Here is a 25835-nt window from a genome sequence, read left to right on the forward strand (position 1 = left end):
GTAGTGTCCCCAAGACAAGAAGTCGGTATTGCAGGATAATGCCGGCTATTTTTTCAGTGGTTCGTCCGTGGGCGAGCCGGCATGCAGTGCGGCTAGTTTGATCGTAGCCGCCTGAGCCTGACAACCCTGGAGTGTCTGGTTTGATCGTCTTCCGTTATCTGTCCCGTGAGGTCTTGATTACCCTGAGTGCGGTGAGCGCCGTGCTGCTGGTGATCATCATGAGTGGCCGCTTCATCAAGTACCTGGCGCAGGCCGCCCAGGGACTGCTCGATCCCGGGGTGCTGTTTCTGATCATGGGGTTTCGCCTGCCCGGCTTTCTCCAGCTGATCCTGCCATTGGGGCTGTTCCTGGGCATCCTGCTGGCCTACGGACGGCTCTACCTAGACAGCGAGATGACCGTGCTGTCGGCCACCGGCATGAGTCAGCAGCGCCTGATGGTTTACAGCCTGGCGCCTGCGCTGCTGGTGGCGCTGCTGGTGGCCTGGCTGAGCCTGGGCCTGGCGCCGCAGGGGGTGGCCGGGCAGATGCGCATCCTCAATGAGCAGGACGCCCTGACCGAGTTCGATACCCTGGTGCCGGGTCGCTTCCAGGCCATGAGGGACGGCTCGCGGGTGACCTACACCCGGGAGCTGTCGAAGGACCGCGGCGAGCTGGCCGGGATCTTCATCTCCGAGAAGCGCTTCTCCCGCGAGGGCAGCAAGGAGCGCGGCATCACCGTGCTGGTGGCGGAAAGCGGGCGCCAGGAATTGCAGGCAGACGGCAGTCGTTACCTGATCCTGGAGAACGGCTACCGCTACGACGGCAATCCCGGTCAGGCGGACTACCGGGCGATACAGTACGACACCTATGGCGTATTGCTGCCCAAGCCCTCGGTCAGTGGTGAAATCAGCGAGCGCGAGGCGGTGCCGACCCGGGAGCTGATCGGCAGCGACGATCCGCGCCTGCAGTCCGAGCTGCAGTGGCGCCTGTCGATTCCGTTGCTGGTGTTCGTCGTCGCCCTGCTGGCGGTGCCCTTGTCGCGGGTCAATCCGCGCCAGGGCCGCTTCCTCAAGCTGCTGCCGGCGATTCTCCTGTACATGGCCTACCTGGCGCTGCTGATTGCCGCGCGTGGCGCCCTGGACAAGGGCAAGATTCCCCAGGCGCTGGGTTTGTGGTGGGTGCACGGGGTGTTCGTGTTGATCGGTCTGTTGTTGCTGTACTGGGAGCCGCTGCGCTTGAAGTGGGCCGCTCGTCGTGCTGTGCGGGAGGTGGCTCGTGGTTAGGTTGGATAGGTACATCGGCACCCAGGTATTCGTCGCGATTCTTTCCGTGCTGGGGATCATCGTCGGGCTGGCCCTGATGTTCGCCTTCATCGATGAGTTGGGTGACATCGAGGGTGATTACAGCCTGGGCGAGGCTGCCTGGTACGTGTTTCTCACCCTGCCGCGGCGGGTCTACGAGATGTTGCCGATGGCGGCGCTGATCGGTTGCCTGATCGGCCTGGGTAGCCTGGCCAGCAACAGCGAGCTGACCGTCATGCGCGCGGCCGGCGTGTCGATCGGGCGCATCGTCTGGGCGGTGATGAAGCCGATGCTGGTGCTGATGCTGGCCGGCATCCTGATCGGCGAGTACCTGGCGCCCTGGAGCGAGAATCAGGCCCAGGCCAATCGCGCCATGGCCCAGGGCGGTGGCGAGGCGCAGAGCGCCAAGCGCGGCATGTGGCATCGCCAGGGGCAGGAGTTCGTGCATATCAACGCGGTGCAGCCCGACGGCGTGCTGTACGGGGTGACGCGCTACCGTTTCGACGAGCGGCGCCACCTGCTGTCCTCCAGCTTCGCCCGGCGGGCGCAGTACCAGGGCGATCACTGGCGGCTGGAGAACGTCGCCACCACGCATTTTCGTGAGCGCAGCACCGAGGTGGTCAAGTCACTCAGCGAGCGCTGGGACGTCGAACTCAATCCGCAGTTACTCGGTACCGTGGTGCTGGAGCCGGATGCGCTGTCGGTGACGGGCTTGTGGCGCTACATCCAGTATCTGGGTGAGCAGGGCCTGAACAATGGTCAGTACTGGCTGGCCTTCTGGACCAAGGTGTTGCAGCCGTTGGTGACCGCGGCCCTGGTGCTGCTGGCGATTTCCTTCATCTTCGGCCCGCTGCGCTCGGTGACCCTGGGGCAGCGGGTATTCACCGGGGTGCTGGTCGGTTTCGTCTTCAGCATCGCCCAGGACCTGCTCGGGCCTTCGAGCCTAGTGTTCGGCTTTTCGCCGCTGCTCGCCGTGCTGATTCCTGCGGTCATCTGTGCGGTCGCGGGCATGGGGCTGCTGCGCAGGGCAGGCTAGTTCATTCGCGCGCAGAAAAAAGCCGGCTCAGCGCCGGCTTTTTTCTGCAGCCTCACTTCTTGTGGATGTTCTTCGGCAGCTGCACGGTACGGCTGGCGGAATAGATGTCGTGCCAGCTGCGTTTTTCCTTGTCCCAGAGGACCCAGAGAAAGCCCAGGCCGAGGCAGAGCCAGGAGGCGGTGGCGACCAGGAAGCGCAGCAATGCCTGCCACAGGGAGATGGCGCTGCCGTCCTGGTTCTGGATCCGCAGGCCCCACACCTGCATGCCCAGGGTCTGGCCGTTGTGCGTCCAGAACTTGGCGAAGAAGCCGAACAGGCTGAACAGCAGGAGGGTCGAGAGCAGCGGGTCGCCATCCAGGGCGCCGGCGTCGGAGAGTCGCTTGAGTTGCGCCTCGCCATAGAAGCCCATCAGCACCAGCTTGTAGATGAAGGTCACCACTATCAGCAGGGCGATGCACAGCAGGAAGTCGTAGAACATGGCCGCGAGGCGTCGAATCAGGCCGGCGGCGGGAAATTCACCCTGCGGGCGCAACAGGTGTTTCGGCATGGAGGGCTCGTCGGGTAATGGTGCGGTTGGGTCTATGTCAGTTTTTTTGCCTGCAAATGGGCATAAAAAAACCCCTGATGATGCCATCAGGGGTTCTTCAAAGCGGCAGGATCAGCTCAGGACTTGAACCTGGTCAGCCTGCATGCCTTTTTGACCTTGCACTGCAACGAAGCTGACTTTCTGGCCTTCTTTCAGGCTCTTGAAGCCGTTGCCTTCGATCGCGCGGAAGTGCACGAACAGATCCGGACCGCTTTCTGGAGTGATAAAACCAAAACCTTTTTCGTCGTTAAACCACTTGACGGTACCGTTCTGACGATTCGACATGTCTTATTTCCTTGAAACTAGAGTTGATGACAGCCCCTAAATAATAGAGGACTGAGACTGGTTGCAAAGAGTAATAGAAGTCGAGCGGGATGTAGCGGATCGAGAGGATCTACTGCATCAGGTCACGATTCACGGCGACCCATGCAAACACAGTTCAATCACTCTACGCTAACTTTTGGGCAAATGCCAACCCCTGCGGAGCCCGAGAATCAAGGCGGATCGAGGTTGTTTGCGGACTATCGAAGATAGCTGCACGGGAGGGGATCTGGGGCTTCTCGAGGGGCAGTGCGATGGACTGCTGGGTATCGCTTTGCGCTGGTTGCAGCGACTGGATTATTGGTGCCCCGGGGGAGACTCGAACTCCCACTCCTTTCGGAAACGGATTTTGAATCCGCCGCGTCTACCGGTTCCGCCACCGGGGCACAATGGCGGCGCAGTATAGGGAGGGCGCTGCGCCTGGTCAATCCACTTGCGTGGCCAGTATGCGTGATTTCCGGTAAGCTTTGCCGCCCTGAAATACGACCCCTTTCTGCCATGCGTGTTGCCGACTTTCATTTCGAGCTGCCTGATTCCCTGATCGCCCGTCATCCGCTGGCCGAGCGCCGCGCCAGCCGCCTGCTGGTGCTCGATGGCCCCAGCGGCCAGCTCGCCCACCGCCAGTTCAGCGACCTGCTGGAGTACCTGCGACCCGGCGACCTGATGGTGTTCAACAATACCCGGGTGATCCCGGCGCGACTGTTCGGCCAAAAGGCTTCGGGCGGCAGGCTCGAGGTGCTGGTCGAGCGCGTGCTGGACGAGCACCGGGTGCTGGCCCATGTGCGCTCGAGCAAGTCGCCCAAGCCGGGCTCGACCATTCTGCTCGACGGCGGTGGTGAGGCGCAGATGCTGGCGCGCCATGATGCGCTGTTCGAACTGCGCTTCAGCGAGGACGTCCTGCCGCTGCTCGAACGCATCGGTCATATGCCGCTGCCGCCCTATATCGACCGACCGGACGAGGCGGCCGATCGCGAACGCTATCAGACCGTATATGCCGCACGCGCCGGTGCGGTGGCTGCGCCTACGGCCGGGCTGCATTTCGATCAGCCGATGCTCGCGGCGATCGCCGAGATGGGCGTCGAGACCGCCTTCGTCACCTTGCATGTCGGCGCCGGCACCTTCCAGCCGGTGCGGGTCGAGCGCATCGAGGATCACCACATGCACAGCGAATGGCTGGAGGTCAGCCAGGAGGTGGTGGACGCCGTGGCGGCCTGTCGTGCCCGCGGCGGTCGGGTGATCGCGGTCGGCACCACCAGCGTGCGCTCGCTGGAAAGCGCCGCACGGGACGGGGTGCTCAAGGCGTTCAGGGGTGACACCGACATTTTCATCTACCCGGGGCGCCCGCTGCATGTGGTCGATGCCCTGATCACCAACTTTCACCTGCCGGAGTCGACCCTGCTGATGCTGGTATCGGCGTTCGCCGGCTATCCGGAAACCATGGCGGCCTACCAGAGCGCGGTCGCCGAGGGCTACCGCTTCTTCAGTTACGGTGATGCCATGTTCGTCACCCGCAATCCCGCGCCGCGCGGGCCCGAGGAAACACTATGACGCGCACCTGTCGCATGTCCTTCGAGCTGTTGGCGACCGACGGCAAGGCCCGTCGCGGGCGCCTGAGCTTCCCCCGGGGCGTGGTCGAGACGCCGGCGTTCATGCCGGTCGGCACCTATGGCACGGTGAAAGGCATGCTGCCCCGGGATATCGAGGCGATCGGCGCGCAGATCATTCTCGGCAACACCTTTCATCTTTGGCTGCGCCCGGGTACCGAGGTGATCAAGCGCCATGGCGATCTGCATGACTTCATGCAGTGGCAGGGACCGATCCTCACCGATTCGGGTGGCTTCCAGGTGTTCAGCCTGGGCGCCATGCGCAAGATCAAGGAGGAGGGCGTGACCTTCGCCTCGCCGGTGGATGGCAGCAAGGTGTTCATGGGGCCGGAGGAGTCGATGCAGGTGCAGCGCGACCTCGGATCGGACATCGTGATGATCTTCGACGAGTGCACGCCCTATCCGGCCGAGTTCGACGTCGCCAAGCGCTCCATGGAGCTGTCGCTGCGCTGGGCCAGGCGCTCCAAGGAGGCCCATGGTGACAGCAGCGCGGCGCTGTTCGGTATCGTTCAGGGTGGCATGCATGAGGAGCTGCGCATGCGCTCGCTGGAGGGCTTGAGCGAGATCGGTTTCGATGGTCTGGCGATCGGCGGGCTCTCGGTCGGCGAGCCCAAGGAGGAGATGATCCGCGTGCTGGACTATCTGCCGGCGCAGCTGCCGGCGGACAAGCCGCGCTACCTGATGGGCGTCGGCAAGCCGGAAGACCTGGTCGAGGGGGTGCGGCGCGGCGTCGACATGTTCGATTGCGTGATGCCCACGCGCAATGCGCGCAACGGTCACCTGTTCGTCGACACCGGCGTGCTGAAGATCCGCAATTCGGTGCACAAGCACGACGACTCGCCGCTCGATGCGACCTGCGACTGCTACACCTGCCAGCACTTTTCCCGGGCCTACCTGCATCATCTGGATAAGTGCGGCGAAATGCTGGGAAGCATGCTCAATACCATCCATAACTTGCGCCACTATCAGCGCCTTATGGCTGGTTTGCGCGAGGCAATTCAACAGGGTACATTGGCCGCCTTTGTCGATGCCTTCTATGCGCGACGCGGGCTGCCGACACCGCCGCTCGCCTGATCTATCGCTGTTCTAAAGACCTTATCCAACAGGAGTGTTAAATGAGCTTTTTGATCCCCGCTGCTTATGCCGATGCCGCTGCCCCGGCTGCCGGTCCTGCCGGTACCGGTTTCGAGTGGGTGTTTCTGGTCGGTTTCCTGGTCATCTTCTACCTGATGATCTGGCGTCCGCAGGCCAAGCGCGCCAAGGAGCATAAGAACCTGATCGGCAACCTGCAGAAGGGTGACGAAGTGGTGACCAGTGGCGGCATCGCCGGCAAGGTTACTAAGGTCAGCGACGATTTCGTGGTGATTGAGGCGTCGGACACCGTGGAGCTGAAGATCCAGAAAGTGGCCATCGCCGCCACTCTGCCCAAGGGCACGCTGAAAGCCATCTGAGTCACACATCATTACCATTCGACGGGGCGCTTAATGCGCCCCGCGTCATAACGGGCGGCGTCATGCTCAATAAATTTCCTCTGTGGAAGTACCTGCTGATCGCGGCTGTGCTGACGATCGGCTTTATCTATTCGGCACCCAACCTCTATCCGGACGATCCGGCGATCCAGATCAGTGGCAACAGCACGGCGATGCGCGTCGAGCAGGCCGACCTGGAGCGTGCCGCTCGCGCCCTGAGCGATGCCGGCATCGAGGTCAAGGGTGTGAGCCTGGCGGAGCAGGGCCGCGCCGGTCTGCTGCGTCTGGTCAGCAAGGAGGATCAGCTGCCGGCCAAGGACGTGGTGCGCAAGGCGTTGGGTGGCGATTTCGTGGTCGCCCTGAACCTGGCGCAGACCACCCCGGACTGGCTGCGCAATATCGGCGCCGGGCCGATGAAGCTGGGTCTGGACCTGTCCGGTGGCGTGCACTTCCTGCTGGAGGTGGACATGGACAAGGCGCTGGATGCCCGCCGCAAGGTCTACGAGGGCGAGGTCAAGAGCCTGCTGCGCAAGGAGCGGGTGCGCTATCGCAGCCTGCCGGAAGCCAATGGCGCGATCCAGCTGGGCTTTGCCGATGAGGCGACCCTGGAGCAGGCGCAGCGCCTGATTCGCCGTGACTTCATCGATTTCGAACTGAATGCCGTCGAGCGTGGCGAGCAGCAGGTGCTGCGCCTGACCCTGACTCCGGCCAAGCTCGCCGAGATTCGCGAGTATTCGATCAAGCAGAACCTGACCACCGTGCGCAACCGGGTCAACGAGCTGGGCGTGGCCGAGCCGCTGGTCCAGCGCCAGGGCGCCAACCGCATCGTCGTGGAGTTGCCGGGCGTGCAGGACACCGCCGAGGCCAAGCGGATTCTCGGCAAGACCGCCAACCTGGAGTTCCGCCTGGCCGCCGAGCTGGATGCGCCCAGGGCGTCGACCGAAACCTTCGAGTTCCGCGAAGAGGGTCGCCCGCCGGTGCAACTGGAGCGCGAGCTGATCATCACCGGTGACCAGGTCACCGACGCCCAGGCCAGTTTCGACGAGAACGGTCGTCCGCAGGTGAACATCCGCCTGGATAACCACGGCGGCGACCTGATGAACCGCGCCACGCGCAACAATGTCGGGCGCAGCATGGCGGTGATCTTCATCGAGCAGAAGCCGGTGACCCGTTACGCGCGCCAGGTGGTCGAGGGCGTCGAGCAGGAAGTGGCGATAGCCAGCTTCGTCGAGGAGAAGAAGATCATCAGCCTGGCGACCATCCAGTCGCCGCTCGGCAGTCAGTTCCGCATCACCGGCCTGGACGGCCAGGGCGAATCCTCGGAGCTGGCGCTGCTGCTGCGCGCCGGTGGTCTGGCGGCGCCGATGTACTTCGCCGAAGAGCGCACCATCGGTCCGAGCCTGGGTGCCGACAACATCGCCAAGGGTGTCGATGCGTCGCTGTGGGGCATGCTCTTCGTGTCGCTGTTCATCATCGTGATCTACCGCTTCTTCGGCGTGCTGGCGACCATCGCGCTGGGCTTCAACATGGTCATGCTGCTGGCGCTGATGTCGCTGTTGAGCGCCACCCTGACCCTGCCAGGCATCGCCGGTATCGTGTTGACCATGGGTATGGCGGTGGATGCCAACGTGCTGATCTTCTCGCGCATCCGCGAAGAGATCGCCAATGGCATGTCGGTGCAGCGGGCGATTCACGAAGGCTTCGATCGCGCTTTCTCGGCGATCATCGACGCCAACCTGACCACTCTGCTGGTCGGCGGCATCCTCTTCGCCATGGGTACCGGGCCGGTCAAGGGCTTTGCCGTGACCTTGTCGCTGGGCATTCTCACCTCGATGTTCACCGCCGTGCTGGTGACTCGCGCGATGGTCAACCTGATCTTCGGTGGGCGTGACTTCAAGAAGCTGTGGGTTTAAGAGGTCGAGATGAATCGTACGATCAACTTCATGGGTGTGCGCAATCTTGCGTTTGCCCTCACGCTGTTCCTCACCCTGCTGGCGCTGGGCAGCTGGGCGTTCAAGGGCCTCAACCTGGGCCTGGATTTCACCGGCGGCACGCAGATCGAGCTGGGCTACGAGCAGCCGGCCGACCTGGGTGGGATTCGCCGGCAGCTCGCCGCGGCCGGTTTCGCCGACGCCGTGGTGCAGAGCTTCGGGGCGACCACCGATGTGGTGGTGCGCATGCAGGGCGATGATCCGGATCTGGGCAACAAGGTGGCCGAGGCGCTGGCGCAGTCCGGTGCTGCGCCTGAGGTCAAGAAGGTTGAGTTCGTCGGCCCCCAGGTGGGTGAGGAGCTGCGTGACCAGGGCGGCATCGGCATGCTCCTGGCGCTGGGGGGGGTGCTGCTGTATCTGGCATTTCGTTTCCAGTGGAAGTTCGCCGTTGGTGCCATCGTCTCGCTGATCCACGACGTGGTGGTGACGATGGGCATCCTGTCGTTCTTCCAGGTGACCTTCGACCTGACGGTGCTGGCGGCGATCCTGGCGATTATCGGTTATTCGCTGAACGACACCATCGTGGTGTTCGACCGGGTGCGGGAGAACTTCCGCGTGCTGCGCAAGACCAGCCTGATCGACAACATCAATATCTCCACCACCCAGACCCTGTTGCGTACCCTGGCGACCTCGATTTCCACTTTGCTGGCAATCGGCGCGCTGCTGGTGTTCGCGGGCGACAACCTGTTCGGCTTCTCCATTGCGCTGTTCATCGGCGTGCTGGCGGGTACCTATTCGTCCGTGTACATCGCCAACGTGGTGCTGCTGTGGTTGGACCTCACGGTCGAGGACCTGATCCCGCCGGTGGTGGCCGAAGAGGTCGACGAGCGTCCCTGAGTCTGTGCGCTCTGTCGCAGTTGGATCGAGCGGCCATGGCGGTGGTGGAACTTGCCGTGGATTGCCTCGGTCCAACCGTGCGAACAAGGCGAAATTCGCCGGGTAGCTAGAGCGTGAGCCAGGAGAAGCCATGAACAAATCGATGCTCGTGGGCGCAGTATTGGGCGCCGTAGGGGTCACTGCCGGGGGCGCTGTCGCGACCTACAAGTTGGTCAGCGGTCCCGAGTACGCCGAGGTGCTGGCCGTGCAGCCGGTCAAGGAGACCATCCAGACTCCGCGTGAGGAGTGTCGTGAAGTCACCGTGACCCGGCAGAAGCCGGTCAAGGATCAGCATCGTATCGCCGGCACGGCGATCGGCGCGGTGGTCGGTGGCTTGCTCGGTAATCAGGTGGGCGGTGGCAATGGCAAGAAGATTGCCACGGTCGCCGGCGCGGTTGGCGGCGGTTACGCCGGCAACAAGGTGCAGGAAAACATGCAGGCCAGCGACACCTATACCACCACCGAGACGCGCTGCAATACGGTCACCGACACCAGCGAGAAGCTGGTCGGCTACGACGTGAAGTACCAGTTGGGCGGAAAAGTGGGTCAGGTGCGCATGGATCATGATCCGGGTCGCCAGATTCCGGTAAAGGACGGCCAGTTGGTATTGGCGGCGTCTGCGCAGTAAGGCGTTCGCCAGTTGCAACGACAAGGCGCCCCGCGGGGCGCTTTTTCTATGGGCGATAAAAAACCGGCGCTAGGCCGGTTTTTCTGGAGCGGAGCGATCAGCGCTTCAGTGCGGTCGACAGGTGCGGCTGGATCGCCGTCAGCACCGCCTTGAAGCACTTGGTGTTGCCGGCGACGATCTGGCCCTTCTCGAGGAATTCGTGGCCGCCACTGAAGTCGCTGACCAGGCCGCCCGCTTCCTGGATCAGCAGGGCGCCAGCAGCCATGTCCCACTCGGACAGGCCGAACTCCCAGAAGGCGTCGAAGCGGCCGGCTGCCACATAGGCCAGGTCCAGGCTGGCGGCGCCGGCGCGGCGCACGCCGGCGGTCTGGCCGACCAGGCTGCGGAACATGCCCAGGTAGTTCTCCAGATTGTCCAGCTGGCTGTCGCGGAACGGGAAGCCGGTGCCGAGCAGGGCGCCTTCCAGGCTCTTGCGGGTGCTGACCCGCAGGCGGCGGCCGTTGAGGGCGGCGCCACGACCGCGGCTGGCGGTGAACTCTTCCTGGCGAACCGGGTCGATGATCACCGCGTGCTCGAGGCGGCCGCGGTATTTGCAGGCCACGCTGACCGCGAAGTGCGGCACGCCGCGGATGAAGTTGGTGGTGCCGTCCAGCGGGTCGATGATCCATTGGTAGTCCGCGCCCTCACCGCTGCCTTCGATCAGGCCGCCTTCCTCGCCGAGGAAGCCGTGATTCGGATAGGCCTTGCGTAGGGCCTGGATGATCAACTGCTCCGCGGAGCGGTCGATTTCGGTCACGTAATCTTTGGCATCCTTCTCGTCGACCGAGATGACGTCCAAGCGTTCGATCGAGCGGAAAATCATTTCACCGGCGCTACGGGCTGCGCGCAGCGCGATATTCAGCATGGGCTGCATGGATGTTCACCTGGGTCGTTAAAGAAAGCCGGCCATTCTAGCAGAAACGTCGCGCGGTTGAAGTGCCGCCTGTGCCGTGCATGGCATAAATCGGGGGGGTTCTGTAAGATTTGTTCCCCTTCGTTTTTCATGTGAGCATCTACGTTGCTGCAGAACATTCGCGTGGTTTTGGTCAATACCAGTCATCCGGGCAATATCGGCGGTGCTGCGCGGGCCATGAAGAACATGGGGCTGTCGCGCCTGGTGCTGGTCGACCCGGTCGACTTTCCCAGTGGCGATGCGGTCGCACGCGCCTCCGGGGCGACCGATATCCTCGATTCCGCTCAGGTGGTCGGTACGCTTGAGGAGGCGCTGGTCGGGTGCAGCCTGGTGATGGGCACCAGTGCCCGTGATCGGCGCATTCCCTGGCCCTTGCTGGACCCGCGCGAATGTGGTGTGGCGGCCTGCGAGCAGGCTGCGCAGGGTGGCGAGGTGGCGCTGGTGTTCGGGCGCGAATACGCCGGCCTGACCAACGAGGAGCTGCAGCGCTGTCAATATCATGTGCATATACCGTCCGACCCGCAGTTCAGTTCGCTGAATCTGGCGGCCGCCGTGCAGGTGCTGGTGTATGAAGTGCGCATGGCCTGGTTGACGGCGCAGAATCAGCCGACCAAGGTCGCCAAGGTGGAGGCCACGGCGATGCTCGACATGCAGCCGGTGACTGCCGACGAGCTGGAGTCCTTCTATGCGCACCTGGAGTTGGCGCTGGTGGAGATCGGTTTTCTCGATCCGGCCAAGCCGCGGCACCTGATGAGTCGTTTGCGTCGCCTGTACGGGCGCAGCGGCGTCAGCAAGCTGGAAATGAATATCTTGCGTGGCATTTTGACGGAGACCGTCAAGGCCGCGCGTGGTCAGCACCATGGGCAGGGGAAATCTGATGTTTGAGCGCATGCGAGAAGATATCCAGAGCGTGTTCCATCGCGATCCGGCGGCGCGCAATACGCTGGAAGTGGTGACCTGCTACCCAGGCTTGCATGCGGTGTGGCTGCATCGCGCGGCGCACGCCTTGTGGGGGGCGGGCTGGAAGTGGCTGGCGCGGGTGGTGTCGAATTTCGGGCGCTGGTTGACCGGGATCGAGATTCATCCCGGGGCGAAAATAGGTCGGCGCTTTTTCATTGATCATGGCATGGGCATCGTCATCGGCGAGACCGCCGAGATCGGCAACGACGTCACGCTTTACCAGGGGGTGACCCTGGGTGGCACCAGCTGGAACAAGGGCAAGCGTCACCCGACCCTGGAGGATGGCGTGGTGGTCGGTGCCGGCGCTAAGGTGCTGGGCCCCTTCACGGTCGGCGCGGGCGCGAAGATCGGTTCCAATGCCGTGGTGACCAAGGCGGTGCCGGCCGGGGCCACGGCCGTGGGGATTCCCGGGCGGATCATCGTCAAGGTCGATGGCGAACAGGAGGCCAAGCGTCAGGCCATGGCCGAAAAGCTCGGCTTCGACGCCTATGGTGTTGGCCAGGACATGCCGGACCCGGTTGCGCGGGCGATCGGCCAGTTGCTCGATCACCTGCAGGCTGTCGACGGGCGTCTGGAGGGTATGTGCAGCGCGCTGACGGCTCTGGGGAGCGACTACTGCGCGAAGGAGCTGCCGGCGCTACGTGACGAGGATTTCGCCGGCGTCTGCAAGGATCAGGACGACAAGCCCGCCGCGTGATGCGCGGCGCGCAGCATTTTGTTATGCTGCGCGCCCTTCGCGCCGTCTAATTCCCGAGTAAAACCATAGGTCTTATAGTTGACTTAAATACTCGGGAATTGCATACTCGCGGCACATAGTGATCCCGTGGTAACCCTCCATGCGTCTGACCACCAAAGGCCGCTACGCCGTCACGGCGATGCTCGACCTCGCGCTTCACGCGCAGCATGGTCCGGTGTCCCTCGCCGACATATCCGAACGCCAGGGCATCTCCCTGTCCTATCTGGAGCAGCTGTTCGCCAAGCTGCGTCGCGGCAACCTGGTTTCCAGCGTGCGCGGCCCGGGCGGCGGCTACCAGTTGGCGCGTGACATGTGCGGCATTCAGGTGGCCCAGGTGATCGATGCGGTCAACGAGTCGGTCGATGCCACCCGTTGCCAGGGGCAGGGTGATTGCCATGCTGGCGACACCTGTCTGACCCACCATTTGTGGTGCGACCTCAGTCAGCAGATTCACGAATTCCTCAGCGGCATCAGTCTCGCCGATCTGGTGACGCGCCGCGAGGTGCAGGAGGTTGCTCAGCGCCAGGATCAGCGTCGCTGCAGCAGTGGCTTGATGCCGCATTTGGACAAGATTGAAGCGTCCACCGTCGATTGAATGCAAGGGCGCCGGGCTGCGAGGTCCGAGACCTGATAGGAGAGAGTCAATGAAATTGCCGATTTACCTCGATTATTCCGCCACCACGCCGGTCGACCCGCGTGTCGCCCAGAAGATGAGTGAGTGCCTGCTGGTCGATGGCAACTTCGGTAACCCGGCCTCGCGCTCCCACGTATTCGGCTGGAAGGCCGAGGAGGCGGTGGAGAATGCTCGCCGTCAGGTCGCCGAGCTGGTCAATGCCGATCCGCGCGAGATCGTCTGGACCTCCGGTGCCACCGAGTCCGACAACCTGGCGATCAAGGGTGTGGCCAATTTCTACAGCAGCAAGGGCAAGCACCTGGTCACCTCGAAGATCGAGCACAAGGCGGTCCTCGACACCATGCGCCAGCTGGAGCGCGAGGGCTTCGAGGTCACCTACATCGAGCCCGGCGAAGACGGCCTGATCACCCCGGCCATGGTCGAGGCGGCGCTGCGCGATGACACCGTGCTGGTGTCGATCATGCATGTGAACAACGAGATCGGCACGATCAACGACATCGCCGCCATCGGCGAGCTGACCCGTTCGCGCGGCGTGCTGTTCCATGTGGATGCCGCGCAATCCACCGGCAAGGTGGAGATCGACCTGGAGAAGCTCAAGGTCGACCTGATGTCCTTCTCGGCGCACAAGACCTACGGCCCCAAGGGCGTCGGTGCGCTGTACGTGCGCCGCAAGCCGCGCGTGCGCCTGGAGGCCCAGACCCACGGCGGCGGCCATGAGCGAGGCATGCGCTCCGGCACCCTGGCCACGCACCAGTGCGTCGGCATGGGTGAGGCGTTCCGTATCGCCAAGGAAGAAATGGCCCAGGAAAACCAGCGCGTGCTGGCCCTACGGGACCGCTTCTTTGCCCAGGTCGATGGGCTGGAAGAGCTCTACGTCAACGGCAGCCTGACGGCCCGCGTGCCGCACAACCTCAACCTCAGCTTCAACTACGTCGAAGGCGAGTCGCTGATCATGGCGCTCAAAGATCTGGCGGTTTCCTCCGGCTCGGCGTGCACCTCGGCCTCCCTGGAGCCGTCCTACGTGCTGCGGGCCCTGGGGCGCAACGACGAGTTGGCGCACAGCTCCATCCGTTTCACCTTCGGTCGCTTCACCACCGAGGAGGAAGTCGACTACGCCGCGCAGAAGGTTCGCGAGGCGGTCACCAAGCTGCGCGAGTTGTCGCCGCTGTGGGACATGTACAAGGACGGTGTCGATCTGTCGAAGATCGAGTGGGCAGCACACTAACTAGCGAGCTGCCGAAGAGCGGCACCTGATGAGAGAGGAATAGCAGCATGGCATACAGTGAAAAGGTCATCGACCATTACGAAAACCCGCGCAACGTCGGCAAGATGGATGCGGAAGACCCCAGCGTCGGTACCGGCATGGTCGGTGCGCCGGCCTGCGGTGACGTGATGCGCCTGCAGATCAAGGTCAACGAGCAGGGCGTCATCGAAGACGCCAAGTTCAAGACCTATGGCTGCGGTTCGGCCATCGCCTCCAGCTCCCTCGCTACCGAGTGGATGAAGGGCAAGACCCTGGATGAGGCCGAGACGATCAAGAATACCCAGCTGGCCGAAGAGCTGGCCCTGCCGCCGGTGAAGATCCACTGCTCGGTGCTCGCCGAGGACGCCATCAAGGCGGCCGTGCGCGACTACAAGCAGAAGAAAGGTTTGCTCTAAGGAGGTATGTCGATGGCTATCAGCATGACCGAAGCTGCCGCGCAGCACGTGCGCCGCTCCCTCGAGGGGCGCGGCAAGGGCGAGGGTATTCGCCTGGGTGTGCGTACGACCGGCTGTTCCGGCCTGGCTTATGTGCTGGAGTTCGTCGATGAGCCGGCCAGCGAAGACCAGGTGTTCGAGAGTCACGGCGTCAAGGTGATCATCGATCCGAAGAGCCTGGTCTATCTCGATGGCACCGAGCTGGACTTCGTCAAGGAAGGGTTGAACGAGGGATTCAAGTTCAACAACCCCAACGTGCGCGGCGAATGTGGCTGCGGCGAGAGCTTCAACATCTGAGGCGCTTGTGGGAAGTCCTTGTCATTTTGCCCTGTTCGACCTGAAGCCGAGTTTCCGCCTGAACCTCGACGAGCTGGCGGCGCGTTATCGCGAGTTGGCGCGCACCGTTCATCCGGACCGCTTCGCCGATGCCTCCGAGCGCGAGCAGCGGCTGGCCCTGGAGCGCTCGGCGAGCCTCAACGAGGCCTACCAGACGCTCAGGCATGCGCCGCAGCGGGCGCGCTACCTGCTGACCCTGAGTGGCCCCGAGCTGCCGCTCGAGGTCACGGTGCAGGACCCCGGTTTCCTGATGCAGCAGATGCACTGGCGCGAAGAGCTCGAGGACCTGCAGGACAGCGCCGATGTGGCGGGGGTGGCTGCATTCAAGCGACGCCTCAAGGTCGCTCAGGACGAGCTGAACGAAAGCTTTGCCAGCAGCTGGGACGATCCGGCGCGGCGCGAGGAAGCCGAGCGCCTGATGCGCCGGATGCAGTTTCTCGACAAGCTCGCCCATGAGGTGCGCCAGCTGGAAGAGCGCCTCGACGACTAACGCTTGCGCAGCTCGCCTGCGCACCTGAAATCCAGATAAGCATTTATTAATCATGGCCTTACTGCAGATCGCTGAGCCCGGACAGAGCCCCCAGCCACACCAGCGTCGATTGGCTGTGGGGATCGATCTGGGTACCACCAATTCCCTGGTCGCTGCATTGCGCAGTGGCCTGTCCGAACCCCTGCCGGATGCCGATGGTCAGGTCATCCTGCCGTCCGCGGTGCGCTACCACCCCGACCGTATCGAAGTGGGCGAGGCCGCCAAGGCCGCCGCTTCCAGCGATCCGCTGAACACCGTGTTGTCGGTCAAGCGTCTGATGGGGCGCGGCCTGGAAGATGTCAAGCAGCTGGGCGAGCAGTTGCCCTATCGCTTCGTCGACGGTCAGTCGCACATGCCCTTCATCGAGACGGTGCAGGGACCGAAGAGTCCGGTCGAGGTATCCGCCGATATTCTCAAGGTGCTGCGCCAGCGAGCGGAAAGCACCCTGGGTGGTGAGCTGGTCGGCGCGGTGATCACGGTGCCGGCCTACTTCGACGAAGCCCAGCGCCAGGCGACCAAGGATGCCGCGCGACTGGCCGGCTTGAACGTGTTGCGCCTGCTCAATGAACCGACCGCGGCGGCCGTCGCCTATGGCCTGGATCAGCAGGCCGAGGGTGTCGTGGCGATCTACGACCTGGGCGGTGGCACCTTCGATATTTCCATCCTGCGCCTGACCCGCGGAGTATTCGAGGTGCTGGCTACCGGCGGCGACAGCGCCCTGGGTGGCGACGACTTCGATCACGCCATCGCTGGCTGGATAGTCGAGCAGGCCGGCTTGTCCGCCGACCTCGATCCCGGTGCCCAGCGCAGCCTGCTCAGCGCCGCCTGTGCGGCGAAAGAGGCGCTGAGTGGCAGCGCCTCGGTGGAGCTGAGTCATGGCGAATGGCGCGGAGAGCTCAGTCGTGAGCAGTTCGATGCGCTGATCGAGCCCATGGTGGCGCGCAGTCTCAAGGCCTGTCGGCGCGCGGTGCGCGATGCCGGCATCGAGCTGGAGCAGGTCGAGGCGGTAGTCATGGTCGGTGGCTCGACTCGAGTGCCGCGGGTGCGTCAGGCCGTCAGCGAAATGTTCGGTCGCGAGCCCTTGACCGATATCGACCCGGATCAGGTGGTCGCCATAGGCGCGGCGATCCAGGCCGATACCCTGGCTGGCAATCAGCGCGGTGAGGGTGAGGAGTTGCTGCTGCTAGATGTGATCCCGCTGTCCCTCGGTCTGGAGACCATGGGCGGCCTGATGGAGAAGGTAATTCCGCGCAACACCACTATTCCGGTGGCGCGCGCCCAGGAATTCACCACCTACAAGGATGGCCAGACGGCCATGATGATCCATGTGCTGCAGGGCGAGCGCGAGCTGATCGGCGACTGCCGCTCCCTGGCGCGCTTCGAGCTGCGCGGCATTCCGCCCATGGTGGCCGGCGCGGCGAAGATCCGCGTGACCTTCCAGGTCGATGCCGACGGCCTGCTCGGGGTGTCGGCCCGCGAGCTGGCGTCCGGGGTGGAGGCGAGCATCCAGGTCAAGCCGTCCTACGGCCTGACCGATGGCGAGATCGCGCGCATGCTGCAGGACTCCTTTCAGCATGCCAGCGACGACAAGGTCGCCCGTGTTCTGCGTGAGCAGCAGGTCGATGCCCAGCGCCTGCTCGAGGCCGTGCAGGCGGCCCTGGAGGCCGATGGCGAGCGCCTGTTGAGCGCCGACGAGCGCCTGGCGATCGAGGCGCAGATGGACGAGTTGCGCGAGCTGATGGCGGGCAACGATGGCCTGGCCATCGAGCAGCAGACCAAGCGCCTGACCCAGTTGACCGATGCTTTCGCCGCGCGTCGCCTGGATGCCACGGTCAAGGCCGCGTTGGCCGGCCGTAGTCTTAACGAGATTGAGGAATAAGCATGCCGCAGTTGATTTTTCTGCCCCACGCCGAGCACTGCCCCGAGGGTGCGGTCATCGAGGTGGAGTCGGGCGAGACGGTGCTCAATGCCGCCCTGGCCCATGGCATCGATATCGAGCATGCCTGCGAGAAGTCCTGTGCCTGTACCACCTGTCACGTGGTGATCCGCGAAGGCTTCAACTCCCTGGAACCGTCCGACGAGCTGGAAGACGACATGCTCGACAAGGCCTGGGGTCTGGAGCCCAATTCGCGGCTGTCTTGCCAGGCGGTGGTGGCGGATCAGGATCTGGTGGTGGAGATTCCCAAGTACACCATTAACCAGGTTTCCGAAGGTCACTGAACCCTTTAGTGAAGGAGCAGGTCATGAGTCTGAAATGGACCGATGTGCTGGAGATCGCCATCCAGCTGGCGGAAGCCAAGCCCGAAGTCGATCCGCGCTACGTGAACTTCGTCGATCTGCACCGCTGGGTGCTGGACTTGCCGGAGTTCTCCGACGATCCGCAGCGCGGCGGCGAGAAGGTCCTCGAGGCGATCCAGGCCGCCTGGCTCGAAGAGATAGATTGAGCCGGGCGCCGAGCCGGCGCCGCCCTACGCATTTAACCGGAACCCGCGTATAATTCGCGGGTTTAATTTTTCGCTTTAATCCCTGTTTCTGGAGTTTTTCATGGCTGTTCAACGTACCTTCTCCATCATCAAGCCCGACGCCGTTGCCAAGAACGTCATCGGTGAGATCACCACCCGTTTCGAGAAAGCCGGCCTGCGTGTCGTCGCTTCGAAGATGGTCCAGCTGTCCGAGCGCGAAGCCGCCGGCTTCTACGCCGAGCACAGCGAGCGCGGCTTCTTCAAGGACCTGGTTGCCTTCATGACCTCCGGTCCGGTCATCGTCCAGGTGCTGGAAGGTGAAGACGCCATCGCCAAGAACCGCGAGCTGATGGGCGCCACCAACCCGAAGGAAGCTGCCGCCGGTACCATCCGCGCCGACTTCGCCGTGTCCATCGACGAGAACGCCGTGCACGGCTCCGACTCCGAGGCTTCCGCCGCTCGCGAGATCGCCTACTTCTTCGCTTCCACCGAAGTGTGCGCACGCATTCGCTAAGGCGAACCATGCGAGGGTGAAGCCATGACTGAAGCTACCGGCAAGATCAACCTGCTGGGTCTGACCCAGCCAGAAATGGAGCAGTTCTTCGAGAACATCGGGGAGAAGCGCTTCCGTGCCGGCCAGGTGATGAAATGGATTCACCACTTTGGCGTCGATGACTTCGATGCCATGAGCAATGTGGGCAAGGCCTTGCGCGAGAAGCTCAAGGCCTGTGCCGAGATTCGCGGTCCGGAAGTGGTCAGCGAAGACATTTCCACCGACGGCACTCGCAAGTGGGTCGTGCGGGTGGCGTCCGGCAGTTGCGTCGAGACCGTGTACATTCCCCAGGGCGGGCGTGGCACCCTGTGCGTCTCCTCCCAGGCTGGCTGTGCCCTGGACTGCAGCTTCTGCTCCACCGGCAAACAAGGTTTCAACAGCGATCTGTCTGCCGCCGAAGTGATCGGCCAGGTGTGGATCGCCAACAAGTCTTTCGGCTCCGTGCCGGCGAAGATCGATCGCGCCATCACCAACGTGGTGATGATGGGCATGGGCGAGCCGTTGCTGAATTTCGACAACGTGGTCGCCGCCATGAAGATCATGATGGACGACCTCGGTTATGGCATCTCCAAGCGCAAGGTGACCCTGTCCACCTCCGGCGTGGTGCCGATGATCGACAAGCTGGGCGAGGTCATCGACGTGTCGCTGGCCCTGTCGCTGCACGCGCCGAACGATGAACTGCGCAACCAGCTGGTGCCGATCAACAAGAAGTACCCCCTGGACATGTTGCTGGCAGCCTGCAAGCGCTACGTGTCGCGTCTCGGCGAGAAGCGCGTGCTGACCATCGAGTACACCCTGCTCAAGGATGTCAACGATCAGCCGGCTCATGCTGAGGAAATGATCGCACTTCTCAAGGATGTGCCTTGCAAGATCAACCTGATTCCGTTTAATCCCTTTCCCCACTCTGGGTACGAACGGCCGAGCAATAATGCCATCCGCCGTTTCCAGGACCTGCTGCACAAGGCCGGGCACAACGTCACGGTGCGCACCACCCGTGGCGAGGATATCGACGCCGCCTGTGGTCAGCTGGTCGGTCAGGTCATGGATCGTACCCGCCGCAGTGCGCGTTATATCGCCGTGCGCGAATTGAGCAGCGAGGCGGATGCTTCGCCATCCGCCGCCGATCGAACCTGAAGAGAGGAAACCCATGACCCTGCGCCCAGCGCTGTTCTTGTTGTTCGCCGGCCTGCTGGCCGGATGCGTATCGACTGGCGATGTCGACCCGATGAGAACCGATAAGGGGCGCGACGAGGCGCGTGATGCCTATGTGCAGCTGGGTCTCGGCTATCTCCAGCAAGGCGCCAGCGGGCGTGCCAAGGTGCCGCTGAAGAAGGCCCTGGCCCTCGATCCTTCGAGTGCCGACGCCCACGCGGCCTTGGCCCTGGTGTTTCAGATCGAGATGGAACCCAAGCTGGCCGATGAGCACTATCGCAAGGCGCTGTCGCAGCGCGGCGATGACGCCCGTCTGCTGAACAACTACGGCAGCTTCCTGTTCGAGCAGAAACGCTACGAGGAAGCGCTGCAGCGCTACCAGGAGGCGGCTCGCGACAATCTCTATCCGGAGCGTTCGCGGGTGTTCGAGAACCTCGGTCTGACCGCCATGATGCTCAAACAGCGCGAGCAGGCGAAAACCTATTTCGAGCGTTCGCTGCGGCTCGACAGTCGCCAACCGCGGGCGCTGCTGGAGATGGCGCAGTTGCACTTCGAGGATCGGCAGTACGTGCCGGCGCGCCGCTACTACGAGAGCTACAGCGCACTGGCCGAGCAGAGTGCTCGCAGCCTGTTGCTGGGGGCCCGCCTGGCGGCGATCTTCGAGGACCGCGACCAGGCGGCCAGCCTCGGCCTGCAGTTGAAACGTCTTTATCCGGGGACCCCGGAATATCAGCAATACCTGTCGGAGCAAAGATGAAAGCGGCGCATTCCGAAGAAGCAGTGGCCCAGCAGGTCAATCCCGGCGAATCCTTACGCATCACCCGCGAAAGCAAGGGCTGGAGCATCGCCGAGGTGGCCGCGCAGCTCAACCTGACGCCCCAGCGCCTGGGGCAGATCGAAGACGGTGCCTTCGACAAGTTGCCGGGGCACACCTTCGCCCGCGGTTACATCCGCGCTTATGGCAAGTTGCTGGGCATGGACCAGGCGCGCCTGGTGCTGGAGTTCGATCAGTTCACCGGCAGCAACGCGGCGGGCAGCAGCGTGCACAGCCTCGGCCGCATCGAACAACCATTGAGCCACTCGCAGCACATCCTGCGTTTCGCCGTGCTGGCCGTGCTGGTGGTCCTGGCCGGGGCCGGCCTGTACTGGTGGCAGGAGCAGGCCCAGCGGGCGGCTGAGGAGCCGGCGAGCAGCTTCGAACATGTCGAAGTGGAAGGCGCCGACGGTACCACCCAGATCCATGTGCTGGACGAACCCGAAGACCAGGCGGTAGCCGAGGCCCAGCAGCCCAGCGAGCTCAATCTGTCCGCTACCGCGCTCGAGCCGGCACCGCAGACCGATGAGTCGGCGGCCGAGTCGAACGGCGATGCGGGCTTGGCCGAGCCGGTTGTGGCGGCGCCAGTCGCGCCGGCGCCGAGTCCAGCCGAACCTGCGCCGCAGGCGGCGGTGGCACCGACCCCCGGCGAGCCGGTCGCGCCGGCATCCGCCGCCGAGCAGCCGCCCGTGGCGGCGGCCGGCGAAGGCGTCGTCGAGCTGAGCTTTTCCGCCGATTGCTGGACCCAGCTGACCGATGCCAATGGCAAGATCCTGGTCAGCTCACTCAAGCGTGCCGGCGACAGCCTGCGGCTGGTTGGCAAGGCGCCGCTCGAACTGCGCCTGGGGTTTGCCCGTGGCGCCCAAGTCACCTACAACGGCCAGGCGGTCGATGTGGCGCCCTTCACAACCGGCGAAACCGCGCGCCTGAAACTGGGTGGGCAATAACATGCATTGCGAATCACCGATCAAGCGGCGTCAGTCGCGCAAGATCTGGGTCGGCTCGGTACCGGTGGGCGGCGATTCGCCCATCTCGGTGCAGAGCATGACCAACACCGATACCAATGATGTCGCCGCGACGGTCGCACAGATCCGCCGCCTGGAAGAGGCGGGTGCCGATATCGTGCGCGTCTCGGTGCCGGACATGGACGCCGCCGAGGCCTTCGGCAAGATCAAGCAGCAGGTCGCCCTGCCGCTGGTCGCCGACATCCACTTCGACTACCAGATCGCCCTGCGCGTGGCTGAGCTGGGGGTCGACTGCCTGCGCATCAACCCCGGCAATATCGGCCGCGAGGATCGCGTCCGTGCCGTGGTCGAGGCCGCGCGGGACAAGGGCATTCCGATCCGCATCGGGGTCAATGCCGGCTCCCTGGAAAAAGACCTGCAGAAGAAATACGGCGAGCCGACGCCCCAGGCCCTGGTCGAGTCGGCGCTGCGCCATGTCGAACACCTGGACCGCCTGAACTTCCCGGACTTCAAGGTCAGCGTCAAGGCCTCCGACGTGTTCATGGCGGTGGAGGCCTATCGCCTGCTGGCCAAGCAGATCGAGCAACCGCTGCACCTGGGCATCACCGAGGCCGGCGGCCTGCGCTCCGGCACGGTGAAGTCGGCGGTGGGCCTGGGCATGCTGCTGGCCGAGGGCATCGGCGATACCATCCGCATCTCCCTGGCCGCCGACCCGGTGGAGGAGATCAAGGTCGGCTTCGACATCCTCAAGTCGTTGCGGCTGCGTTCGCGCGGGATCAACTTCATCGCCTGCCCGAGTTGCTCGCGGCAGAACTTCGATGTGGTCAAGACCATGAACGAACTGGAATCGCGCGTCGAAGACCTGCTGGTGCCGCTGGACGTGGCGGTGATCGGTTGCGTGGTCAACGGCCCGGGCGAGGCCAAGGAAGCACATGTCGGCCTGACCGGCGGCACGCCGAACAACCTGGTGTATATCGACGGCAAACCGGCACAGAAACTGACCAACGACAATCTGGTGGATGAGCTGGAGCGGCTGATCCGCCAGAAGGCGGCCGAGAAGGTCGCCGCAGACGCCGCCTTGATCGTGCGCAGCTGAGCCTTCGCGCACCCGTAACAGCTAAGGAATAGAATTGAGCAAGTCCCTGCAAGCCATTCGTGGCATGAACGACATCCTGCCCGAGCAGACCCCCCTCTGGCGTTATTTCGAGGACAAGGTGGCGCGTCTGTTGGATGGCTACGGCTATCGGCAGATCCGCATGCCGATCGTCGAGTTCACCGAGCTGTTCAAGCGCTCCATCGGCGAGGTCACCGACATCGTCGAGAAGGAGATGTACACCTTCGATGATCGCAACGGCGACTCCCTGACCCTGCGTCCGGAAGGCACCGCGGCCTGCGTGCGGGCGGTGCTCGAGCACGGCCTGGCTGGTGGCGGGCAGACCCAGAAGCTCTGGTACATCGGCCCGATGTTCCGTCACGAGCGCCCGCAGAAGGGCCGCTATCGCCAGTTCCATCAGATCGGCGTGGAAGTGTTCAACATCGACGGTCCGGACATCGACGCCGAGCTGATCGTGCTGACCTGGCGCCTGTGGGGCCTGCTGGGGATCCGCGATGCGGTGACCCTGGAGCTGAACAGCCTGGGTACCAGCGAAGCCCGCGCGGTCTACCGCGAGGCGCTGGTCGACTACCTGTCGGCGCGCGCCGATCAGCTCGACGAAGACAGTCGCCGCCGCCTGACCAGCAATCCGCTGCGCGTACTCGACAGCAAGGTGCCGGAAACCCAGGCGCTGCTGGCCGATGCGCCCAAGCTGGCGGACTATCTGGACGAGGACTCGCGCACCCACTTCGAGGGCCTGAAGGCGCGCCTGGATGCTGCCGGCATTCCTTATGTGATCAATCCCAAGCTGGTGCGCGGCCTGGATTACTACAGCAAGACCGTGTTCGAGTGGGTCACCGCCAGCCTCGGTGCCCAGGGCACGGTCTGTGCCGGTGGCCGTTACGACGGCCTGGTCGAGCAGATGGGCGGCAAGCCGACGCCGGGCGTGGGCTTCGCCATGGGCATCGAGCGCCTGGTGCTGCTGATCGAGACGCTGGGCAAGGTACCAGCGGAGATCGCCCGTCAGGTAGATGTCTACCTGTGCGCCTTTGGCGAGCCGGCCGAGCTGGCCGGTCTGGCCCTGGCCGAGCGCCTGCGCGACCAGCTGCCGGGCTTGCGCCTGCAGGTCAACGCCGGCGGCGGCAGCTTCAAGAGCCAGCTGAAGAAGGCCGACAAGAGCGGCGCGCTCTATGCGTTGGTCCTGGGTGAAGACGAACTGGCCCAGCGAGTGGTAGGTTGCAAGCCGCTGCGCGACCAGGGCGAGCAGCAGACTATTGCCTGGGATGCTCTGGTCGAGCGCCTGGCACCCTGCCTCGAGCAGGCTTAAAGCATCAAGCACACGCCGATTTAGCGAACAGGAGTATTGGGGTGGAATCGCGTACCGAAGAAGAACAGCTGGCGTTGATCAAGGAATGGTGGCAGCGCAACGGCATGCCGTTGCTCACCGGCGCGCTATTGGCCCTGGTGGCGGTATTCGGCTGGCAGGGCTGGGAGCGATACCAGAGTAGCCAGGCGCAGAACGCCTCGATGCTTTACCAGCAGCTGCTGGAAACCGCACTCAATCCGAGTGGCGAGCCCGACGCGGCCAAGGTCGTCGAGCTGGGCAATCAGCTCAAGAGTGAATTCGGCGGCAGCCAGTACGCCCAGTACGGCAGCTTGTTCGTCGCCAAGGTCGCGGTCGAGTCCGGCAAGCTGGACGACGCGGCGAACGAGTTGCAGGCGATCGTCGATCAGCCGGCGGACAAGACCCTGGAAGAGCTGGCCCGTCAGCGTCTGGCCAGCGTGCTCGCCGCGCAGGACAAGACCGAAGATGCGCTGGCGCTGCTCGAGGGTGACGCCGCTGCGGCCTATCTGGCCAGCCGCGAGGAGCTCAAGGGCGACCTGCTGGCCCAGCTCGGGCGCGACGATGAGGCCCATGCCGCCTACCTGAAGGCCAAGGCCGCATTGGCGGAGGACGCCGCCGTGGGCGGTTTACAGATGAAGCTCGACGACCTGGCAAAAGGGGATGCGTGACGTGATGCGCTGGAAGAATGCCGCACTGCTGGCCCTGGCCGTTCTGGCCGTAGGTTGCAGCAGCAACAGTAAAAAGGAATTGCCGCCGGCCGAACTCACCGACTTCGAGGAAGAGGTGGTGCTGCAGGAGGAGTGGAGTCGCTCGATTGGCGAAGGCCAGGGTGACACCTTCAACATGCTGGTTCCGGCCGTCGACGGCGAGCGCATCTTTGCCGCCGACGTCGAAGGCCTGGTCATGGCGCTCGACCGCCTGAGCGGCAAGGTGCTCTGGAAGCAAGAACTCGACGCCCCGGTTTCCGGCGCGGTCGGCGCCGGCTATGGCCTGGTCCTGCTGGGTACGCTGAAGGGCGAGGTGATTGCCCTGGACGCGTCCAGCGGCGATGAGAAATGGCGCTCGCGGGTGACTAGCGAAGTGCTGGCGGCGCCGGCTGTCAACGGCGACGTGGTGCTGGTGCAGACCCAGGACGATCGCCTGATCGCCCTCGATGCCGACACCGGCAATCAGCGCTGGATCTTCGAGAACACCCCGGCGGTGCTGACCCTGCGCGGCACCGGTAGCCCGGTGCTGACCAACCGTCTGGCGATTGCCGGGCTGTCCAGTGGCAAGGTCATCGCCATCGACACCCAGCGAGGCCTGCCGGTCTGGGAGCAGCGCGTGGCGATTCCCCAGGGTCGCTCGGAGCTCGATCGGGTGGTCGACATCGACGGTGGCCTGCTGCTGTCCGGTGGCACGCTCTATGTCGTGAGCTACCAGGGCCGCGTGGCGGCGCTGGAGCTGGAGAGCGGTCGCGTGCTCTGGCAGCGCGAGGCGTCCAGCTCGGTCGGCGTGGCCCAGGGCTTTGGCAACGTCTACGTCAGCCTGGCCAACGGCAGCGTCGAAGGCATCGACGAGCGCAGCACCTCGGCGCTGTGGAACAACGATGCATTGGCCCGTCGCCAACTGTCGGCGCCGGAAGTGTTCTCCAGCTATGTCGCCTTCGGGGACCTGGAGGGTTACCTGCACTTGATCAGCCAGGTGGATGGCCGTTTCGTCGGCCGCAAGCGGATCGACAGCGACGGCCTGCGCGCTCGCCCGCTGGTGGTCGGCAACTGGCTGTACGCCTATGGCAACGGTGGCAAACTGGTCGCGCTGACCATCAAGTGACCG

The 25835-nt window shown here is 63.9% G+C and carries 29 protein-coding genes and 1 tRNA gene; 26 read left to right on the top strand and 4 right to left on the bottom strand.

Annotated elements, in window-relative coordinates:
- Window positions 1-140 precede the first annotated feature (140 nt).
- Together lptF and lptG are read left to right on the top strand one after the other, a co-directional pair.
- Window positions 141-1262, top strand: coding sequence for an LPS export ABC transporter permease LptF (gene lptF, locus ACSX1D_RS04395; protein ID WP_439861156.1), 1122 nt, complete (start codon window positions 141-143; stop codon window positions 1260-1262).
- A complete protein-coding gene (lptG, locus tag ACSX1D_RS04400; RefSeq protein ID WP_439861157.1) occupies window positions 1255-2316 on the top strand; it encodes an LPS export ABC transporter permease LptG in 1062 nt (353 codons plus the stop codon). Before lptF ends, lptG begins: the two co-directional genes overlap by 8 nt.
- 52 nt (window positions 2317-2368) lie before the next feature.
- On the opposite strand, the gene ACSX1D_RS04405 is transcribed toward lptG, so the two are convergent.
- The 3 genes from ACSX1D_RS04405 to ACSX1D_RS04415 all read right to left on the bottom strand — a co-directional run bounded on the left by ACSX1D_RS04405 (window position 2369) and on the right by ACSX1D_RS04415 (window position 3609).
- Window positions 2369-2863: an RDD family protein gene (locus ACSX1D_RS04405; RefSeq protein ID WP_439861158.1), complete on the bottom strand. Its 495-nt coding sequence runs from the start codon at window positions 2861-2863 to the stop codon at window positions 2369-2371.
- 111 nt (window positions 2864-2974) lie between these two features.
- Window positions 2975-3187 (bottom strand): cold-shock protein, encoded by a 213-nt coding sequence (locus ACSX1D_RS04410; RefSeq protein ID WP_208708635.1) that lies wholly within the window; start codon window positions 3185-3187, stop codon window positions 2975-2977.
- A 337-nt stretch (window positions 3188-3524) separates the two neighbouring features.
- Window positions 3525-3609 (bottom strand) — tRNA-Leu (locus ACSX1D_RS04415).
- Window positions 3610-3721: 112 nt separating this feature from the next.
- On the opposite strand from ACSX1D_RS04415, the gene queA reads away from it, so the two are divergent.
- The 6 genes from queA to ACSX1D_RS04445 all read left to right on the top strand — a co-directional run bounded on the left by queA (window position 3722) and on the right by ACSX1D_RS04445 (window position 9791).
- A complete protein-coding gene (queA, locus tag ACSX1D_RS04420; RefSeq protein ID WP_439861159.1) occupies window positions 3722-4771 on the top strand; it encodes a tRNA preQ1(34) S-adenosylmethionine ribosyltransferase-isomerase QueA in 1050 nt (349 codons plus the stop codon).
- A 14-nt stretch (window positions 4772-4785) separates the two neighbouring features.
- On the top strand, window positions 4786-5901 hold the full coding sequence (gene tgt, locus ACSX1D_RS04425; protein WP_208710159.1) for a tRNA guanosine(34) transglycosylase Tgt: 1116 nt from the start codon (window positions 4786-4788) through the stop codon (window positions 5899-5901).
- A 41-nt stretch (window positions 5902-5942) separates the two neighbouring features.
- Window positions 5943-6278, top strand: coding sequence for a preprotein translocase subunit YajC (gene yajC, locus ACSX1D_RS04430; RefSeq protein ID WP_208708637.1), 336 nt, complete (start codon window positions 5943-5945; stop codon window positions 6276-6278).
- 62 nt (window positions 6279-6340) lie between these two features.
- Entirely contained in the window at window positions 6341-8209 is a 1869-nt protein-coding gene (gene secD, locus ACSX1D_RS04435) for a protein translocase subunit SecD (protein WP_439861160.1), read from the top strand.
- A 9-nt stretch (window positions 8210-8218) separates the two neighbouring features.
- Window positions 8219-9124, top strand: coding sequence for a protein translocase subunit SecF (secF, locus tag ACSX1D_RS04440; protein WP_439861161.1), 906 nt, complete (start codon window positions 8219-8221; stop codon window positions 9122-9124).
- Window positions 9125-9254: 130 nt separating this feature from the next.
- The gene (locus ACSX1D_RS04445) at window positions 9255-9791 is read left to right on the top strand and encodes a glycine zipper 2TM domain-containing protein (RefSeq protein WP_439861162.1); all 537 of its coding nucleotides are present in this window, start codon (window positions 9255-9257) and stop codon (window positions 9789-9791) included.
- Between the two features lie 97 nt (window positions 9792-9888).
- On the opposite strand, the gene suhB is transcribed toward ACSX1D_RS04445, so the two are convergent.
- Entirely contained in the window at window positions 9889-10704 is an 816-nt protein-coding gene (gene suhB / locus ACSX1D_RS04450) for a type III secretion system regulator SuhB (protein WP_439861163.1), read from the bottom strand.
- A gap of 144 nt (window positions 10705-10848) precedes the next feature.
- On the opposite strand from suhB, the gene trmJ reads away from it, so the two are divergent.
- From trmJ to bamB, 18 genes are all read left to right on the top strand, one after another.
- Window positions 10849-11628: a tRNA (cytosine(32)/uridine(32)-2'-O)-methyltransferase TrmJ gene (gene trmJ, locus ACSX1D_RS04455; RefSeq protein ID WP_439861164.1), complete on the top strand. Its 780-nt coding sequence runs from the start codon at window positions 10849-10851 to the stop codon at window positions 11626-11628.
- Window positions 11621-12400, top strand: a complete 780-nt coding sequence (gene cysE, locus ACSX1D_RS04460; RefSeq protein ID WP_439861165.1) for a serine O-acetyltransferase — start codon at window positions 11621-11623, stop codon at window positions 12398-12400. The genes trmJ and cysE overlap by 8 nt, the downstream gene beginning before the upstream one ends.
- A gap of 139 nt (window positions 12401-12539) precedes the next feature.
- Window positions 12540-13034, top strand: coding sequence for a Fe-S cluster assembly transcriptional regulator IscR (iscR, locus tag ACSX1D_RS04465; RefSeq protein WP_208708644.1), 495 nt, complete (start codon window positions 12540-12542; stop codon window positions 13032-13034).
- Between the two features lie 49 nt (window positions 13035-13083).
- Window positions 13084-14298, top strand: a complete 1215-nt coding sequence (locus tag ACSX1D_RS04470) for an IscS subfamily cysteine desulfurase (RefSeq protein ID WP_439861166.1) — start codon at window positions 13084-13086, stop codon at window positions 14296-14298.
- A gap of 47 nt (window positions 14299-14345) precedes the next feature.
- Window positions 14346-14732 (top strand): Fe-S cluster assembly scaffold IscU, encoded by a 387-nt coding sequence (gene iscU / locus ACSX1D_RS04475; protein WP_090239371.1) that lies wholly within the window; start codon window positions 14346-14348, stop codon window positions 14730-14732.
- A gap of 12 nt (window positions 14733-14744) precedes the next feature.
- A complete protein-coding gene (gene iscA, locus ACSX1D_RS04480; protein ID WP_208708646.1) occupies window positions 14745-15068 on the top strand; it encodes an iron-sulfur cluster assembly protein IscA in 324 nt (107 codons plus the stop codon).
- A 7-nt stretch (window positions 15069-15075) separates the two neighbouring features.
- On the top strand, window positions 15076-15597 hold the full coding sequence (gene hscB / locus ACSX1D_RS04485) for a co-chaperone HscB (protein ID WP_439861167.1): 522 nt from the start codon (window positions 15076-15078) through the stop codon (window positions 15595-15597).
- A 52-nt stretch (window positions 15598-15649) separates the two neighbouring features.
- Window positions 15650-17515: a Fe-S protein assembly chaperone HscA gene (hscA, locus tag ACSX1D_RS04490; RefSeq protein WP_439861168.1), complete on the top strand. Its 1866-nt coding sequence runs from the start codon at window positions 15650-15652 to the stop codon at window positions 17513-17515.
- Between the two features lie 2 nt (window positions 17516-17517).
- Complete coding sequence (fdx, locus tag ACSX1D_RS04495) at window positions 17518-17856, top strand: ISC system 2Fe-2S type ferredoxin (RefSeq protein WP_208708649.1); 339 nt, start codon at window positions 17518-17520, stop codon at window positions 17854-17856.
- A 23-nt stretch (window positions 17857-17879) separates the two neighbouring features.
- A complete protein-coding gene (iscX, locus tag ACSX1D_RS04500) occupies window positions 17880-18080 on the top strand; it encodes a Fe-S cluster assembly protein IscX (RefSeq protein WP_208708650.1) in 201 nt (66 codons plus the stop codon).
- Window positions 18081-18180: 100 nt separating this feature from the next.
- Window positions 18181-18612 (top strand): nucleoside-diphosphate kinase, encoded by a 432-nt coding sequence (gene ndk / locus ACSX1D_RS04505; RefSeq protein ID WP_208708651.1) that lies wholly within the window; start codon window positions 18181-18183, stop codon window positions 18610-18612.
- Between the two features lie 24 nt (window positions 18613-18636).
- Window positions 18637-19785, top strand: coding sequence for a 23S rRNA (adenine(2503)-C(2))-methyltransferase RlmN (rlmN, locus tag ACSX1D_RS04510; RefSeq protein WP_208708652.1), 1149 nt, complete (start codon window positions 18637-18639; stop codon window positions 19783-19785).
- A 13-nt stretch (window positions 19786-19798) separates the two neighbouring features.
- Window positions 19799-20560, top strand: a complete 762-nt coding sequence (gene pilW, locus ACSX1D_RS04515) for a type IV pilus biogenesis/stability protein PilW (protein WP_208708653.1) — start codon at window positions 19799-19801, stop codon at window positions 20558-20560.
- On the top strand, window positions 20557-21564 hold the full coding sequence (locus ACSX1D_RS04520; protein WP_208708654.1) for a RodZ domain-containing protein: 1008 nt from the start codon (window positions 20557-20559) through the stop codon (window positions 21562-21564). The genes pilW and ACSX1D_RS04520 overlap by 4 nt, the downstream gene beginning before the upstream one ends.
- Before the next feature lies 1 nt (window position 21565).
- A complete protein-coding gene (gene ispG, locus ACSX1D_RS04525; protein ID WP_208708655.1) occupies window positions 21566-22678 on the top strand; it encodes a flavodoxin-dependent (E)-4-hydroxy-3-methylbut-2-enyl-diphosphate synthase in 1113 nt (370 codons plus the stop codon).
- Between the two features lie 34 nt (window positions 22679-22712).
- Entirely contained in the window at window positions 22713-24002 is a 1290-nt protein-coding gene (gene hisS / locus ACSX1D_RS04530) for a histidine--tRNA ligase (RefSeq protein WP_208708656.1), read from the top strand.
- Window positions 24003-24106: 104 nt separating this feature from the next.
- The gene (locus ACSX1D_RS04535; protein WP_439862264.1) at window positions 24107-24688 is read left to right on the top strand and encodes a tetratricopeptide repeat protein; all 582 of its coding nucleotides are present in this window, start codon (window positions 24107-24109) and stop codon (window positions 24686-24688) included.
- A complete protein-coding gene (bamB, locus tag ACSX1D_RS04540; RefSeq protein WP_208708658.1) occupies window positions 24681-25832 on the top strand; it encodes an outer membrane protein assembly factor BamB in 1152 nt (383 codons plus the stop codon). Before ACSX1D_RS04535 ends, bamB begins: the two co-directional genes overlap by 8 nt.
- Window positions 25833-25835: the final 3 nt, after the last annotated feature.

This window comes from Pseudomonas sp. MBLB4136, from assembly GCF_051904765.1.
GTDB lineage: Bacteria > Pseudomonadota > Gammaproteobacteria > Pseudomonadales > Pseudomonadaceae > Aquipseudomonas.

Excerpts from the sequence above, each read along its gene's own strand:
- ACSX1D_RS04405 (WP_439861158.1), bottom strand. The coding sequence starts at position 2,863 with ATGCCGAAACACCTGTTGCGCCCGCAGGGTGAATTTCCCGCCGCCGGC.
- ACSX1D_RS04410 (WP_208708635.1), bottom strand. The coding sequence starts at position 3,187 with ATGTCGAATCGTCAGAACGGTACCGTCAAGTGGTTTAACGACGAAAAA.
- queA (WP_439861159.1), top strand. The coding sequence starts at position 3,722 with ATGCGTGTTGCCGACTTTCATTTCGAGCTGCCTGATTCCCTGATCGCC.
- tgt (WP_208710159.1), top strand. The coding sequence starts at position 4,786 with ATGTCCTTCGAGCTGTTGGCGACCGACGGCAAGGCCCGTCGCGGGCGC.
- yajC (WP_208708637.1), top strand. The coding sequence starts at position 5,943 with ATGAGCTTTTTGATCCCCGCTGCTTATGCCGATGCCGCTGCCCCGGCT.
- secD (WP_439861160.1), top strand. The coding sequence starts at position 6,341 with ATGCTCAATAAATTTCCTCTGTGGAAGTACCTGCTGATCGCGGCTGTG.
- secF (WP_439861161.1), top strand. The coding sequence starts at position 8,219 with ATGAATCGTACGATCAACTTCATGGGTGTGCGCAATCTTGCGTTTGCC.
- ACSX1D_RS04445 (WP_439861162.1), top strand. The coding sequence starts at position 9,255 with ATGAACAAATCGATGCTCGTGGGCGCAGTATTGGGCGCCGTAGGGGTC.
- suhB (WP_439861163.1), bottom strand. The coding sequence starts at position 10,704 with ATGCAGCCCATGCTGAATATCGCGCTGCGCGCAGCCCGTAGCGCCGGT.
- cysE (WP_439861165.1), top strand. The coding sequence starts at position 11,621 with ATGTTTGAGCGCATGCGAGAAGATATCCAGAGCGTGTTCCATCGCGAT.
- iscR (WP_208708644.1), top strand. The coding sequence starts at position 12,540 with ATGCGTCTGACCACCAAAGGCCGCTACGCCGTCACGGCGATGCTCGAC.
- ACSX1D_RS04470 (WP_439861166.1), top strand. The coding sequence starts at position 13,084 with ATGAAATTGCCGATTTACCTCGATTATTCCGCCACCACGCCGGTCGAC.
- iscU (WP_090239371.1), top strand. The coding sequence starts at position 14,346 with ATGGCATACAGTGAAAAGGTCATCGACCATTACGAAAACCCGCGCAAC.
- iscA (WP_208708646.1), top strand. The coding sequence starts at position 14,745 with ATGGCTATCAGCATGACCGAAGCTGCCGCGCAGCACGTGCGCCGCTCC.
- hscA (WP_439861168.1), top strand. The coding sequence starts at position 15,650 with ATGGCCTTACTGCAGATCGCTGAGCCCGGACAGAGCCCCCAGCCACAC.
- fdx (WP_208708649.1), top strand. The coding sequence starts at position 17,518 with ATGCCGCAGTTGATTTTTCTGCCCCACGCCGAGCACTGCCCCGAGGGT.
- iscX (WP_208708650.1), top strand. The coding sequence starts at position 17,880 with ATGAGTCTGAAATGGACCGATGTGCTGGAGATCGCCATCCAGCTGGCG.
- ndk (WP_208708651.1), top strand. The coding sequence starts at position 18,181 with ATGGCTGTTCAACGTACCTTCTCCATCATCAAGCCCGACGCCGTTGCC.
- rlmN (WP_208708652.1), top strand. The coding sequence starts at position 18,637 with ATGACTGAAGCTACCGGCAAGATCAACCTGCTGGGTCTGACCCAGCCA.
- pilW (WP_208708653.1), top strand. The coding sequence starts at position 19,799 with ATGACCCTGCGCCCAGCGCTGTTCTTGTTGTTCGCCGGCCTGCTGGCC.
- ACSX1D_RS04520 (WP_208708654.1), top strand. The coding sequence starts at position 20,557 with ATGAAAGCGGCGCATTCCGAAGAAGCAGTGGCCCAGCAGGTCAATCCC.
- ispG (WP_208708655.1), top strand. The coding sequence starts at position 21,566 with ATGCATTGCGAATCACCGATCAAGCGGCGTCAGTCGCGCAAGATCTGG.
- ACSX1D_RS04535 (WP_439862264.1), top strand. The coding sequence starts at position 24,107 with ATGCCGTTGCTCACCGGCGCGCTATTGGCCCTGGTGGCGGTATTCGGC.
- bamB (WP_208708658.1), top strand. The coding sequence starts at position 24,681 with ATGCGTGACGTGATGCGCTGGAAGAATGCCGCACTGCTGGCCCTGGCC.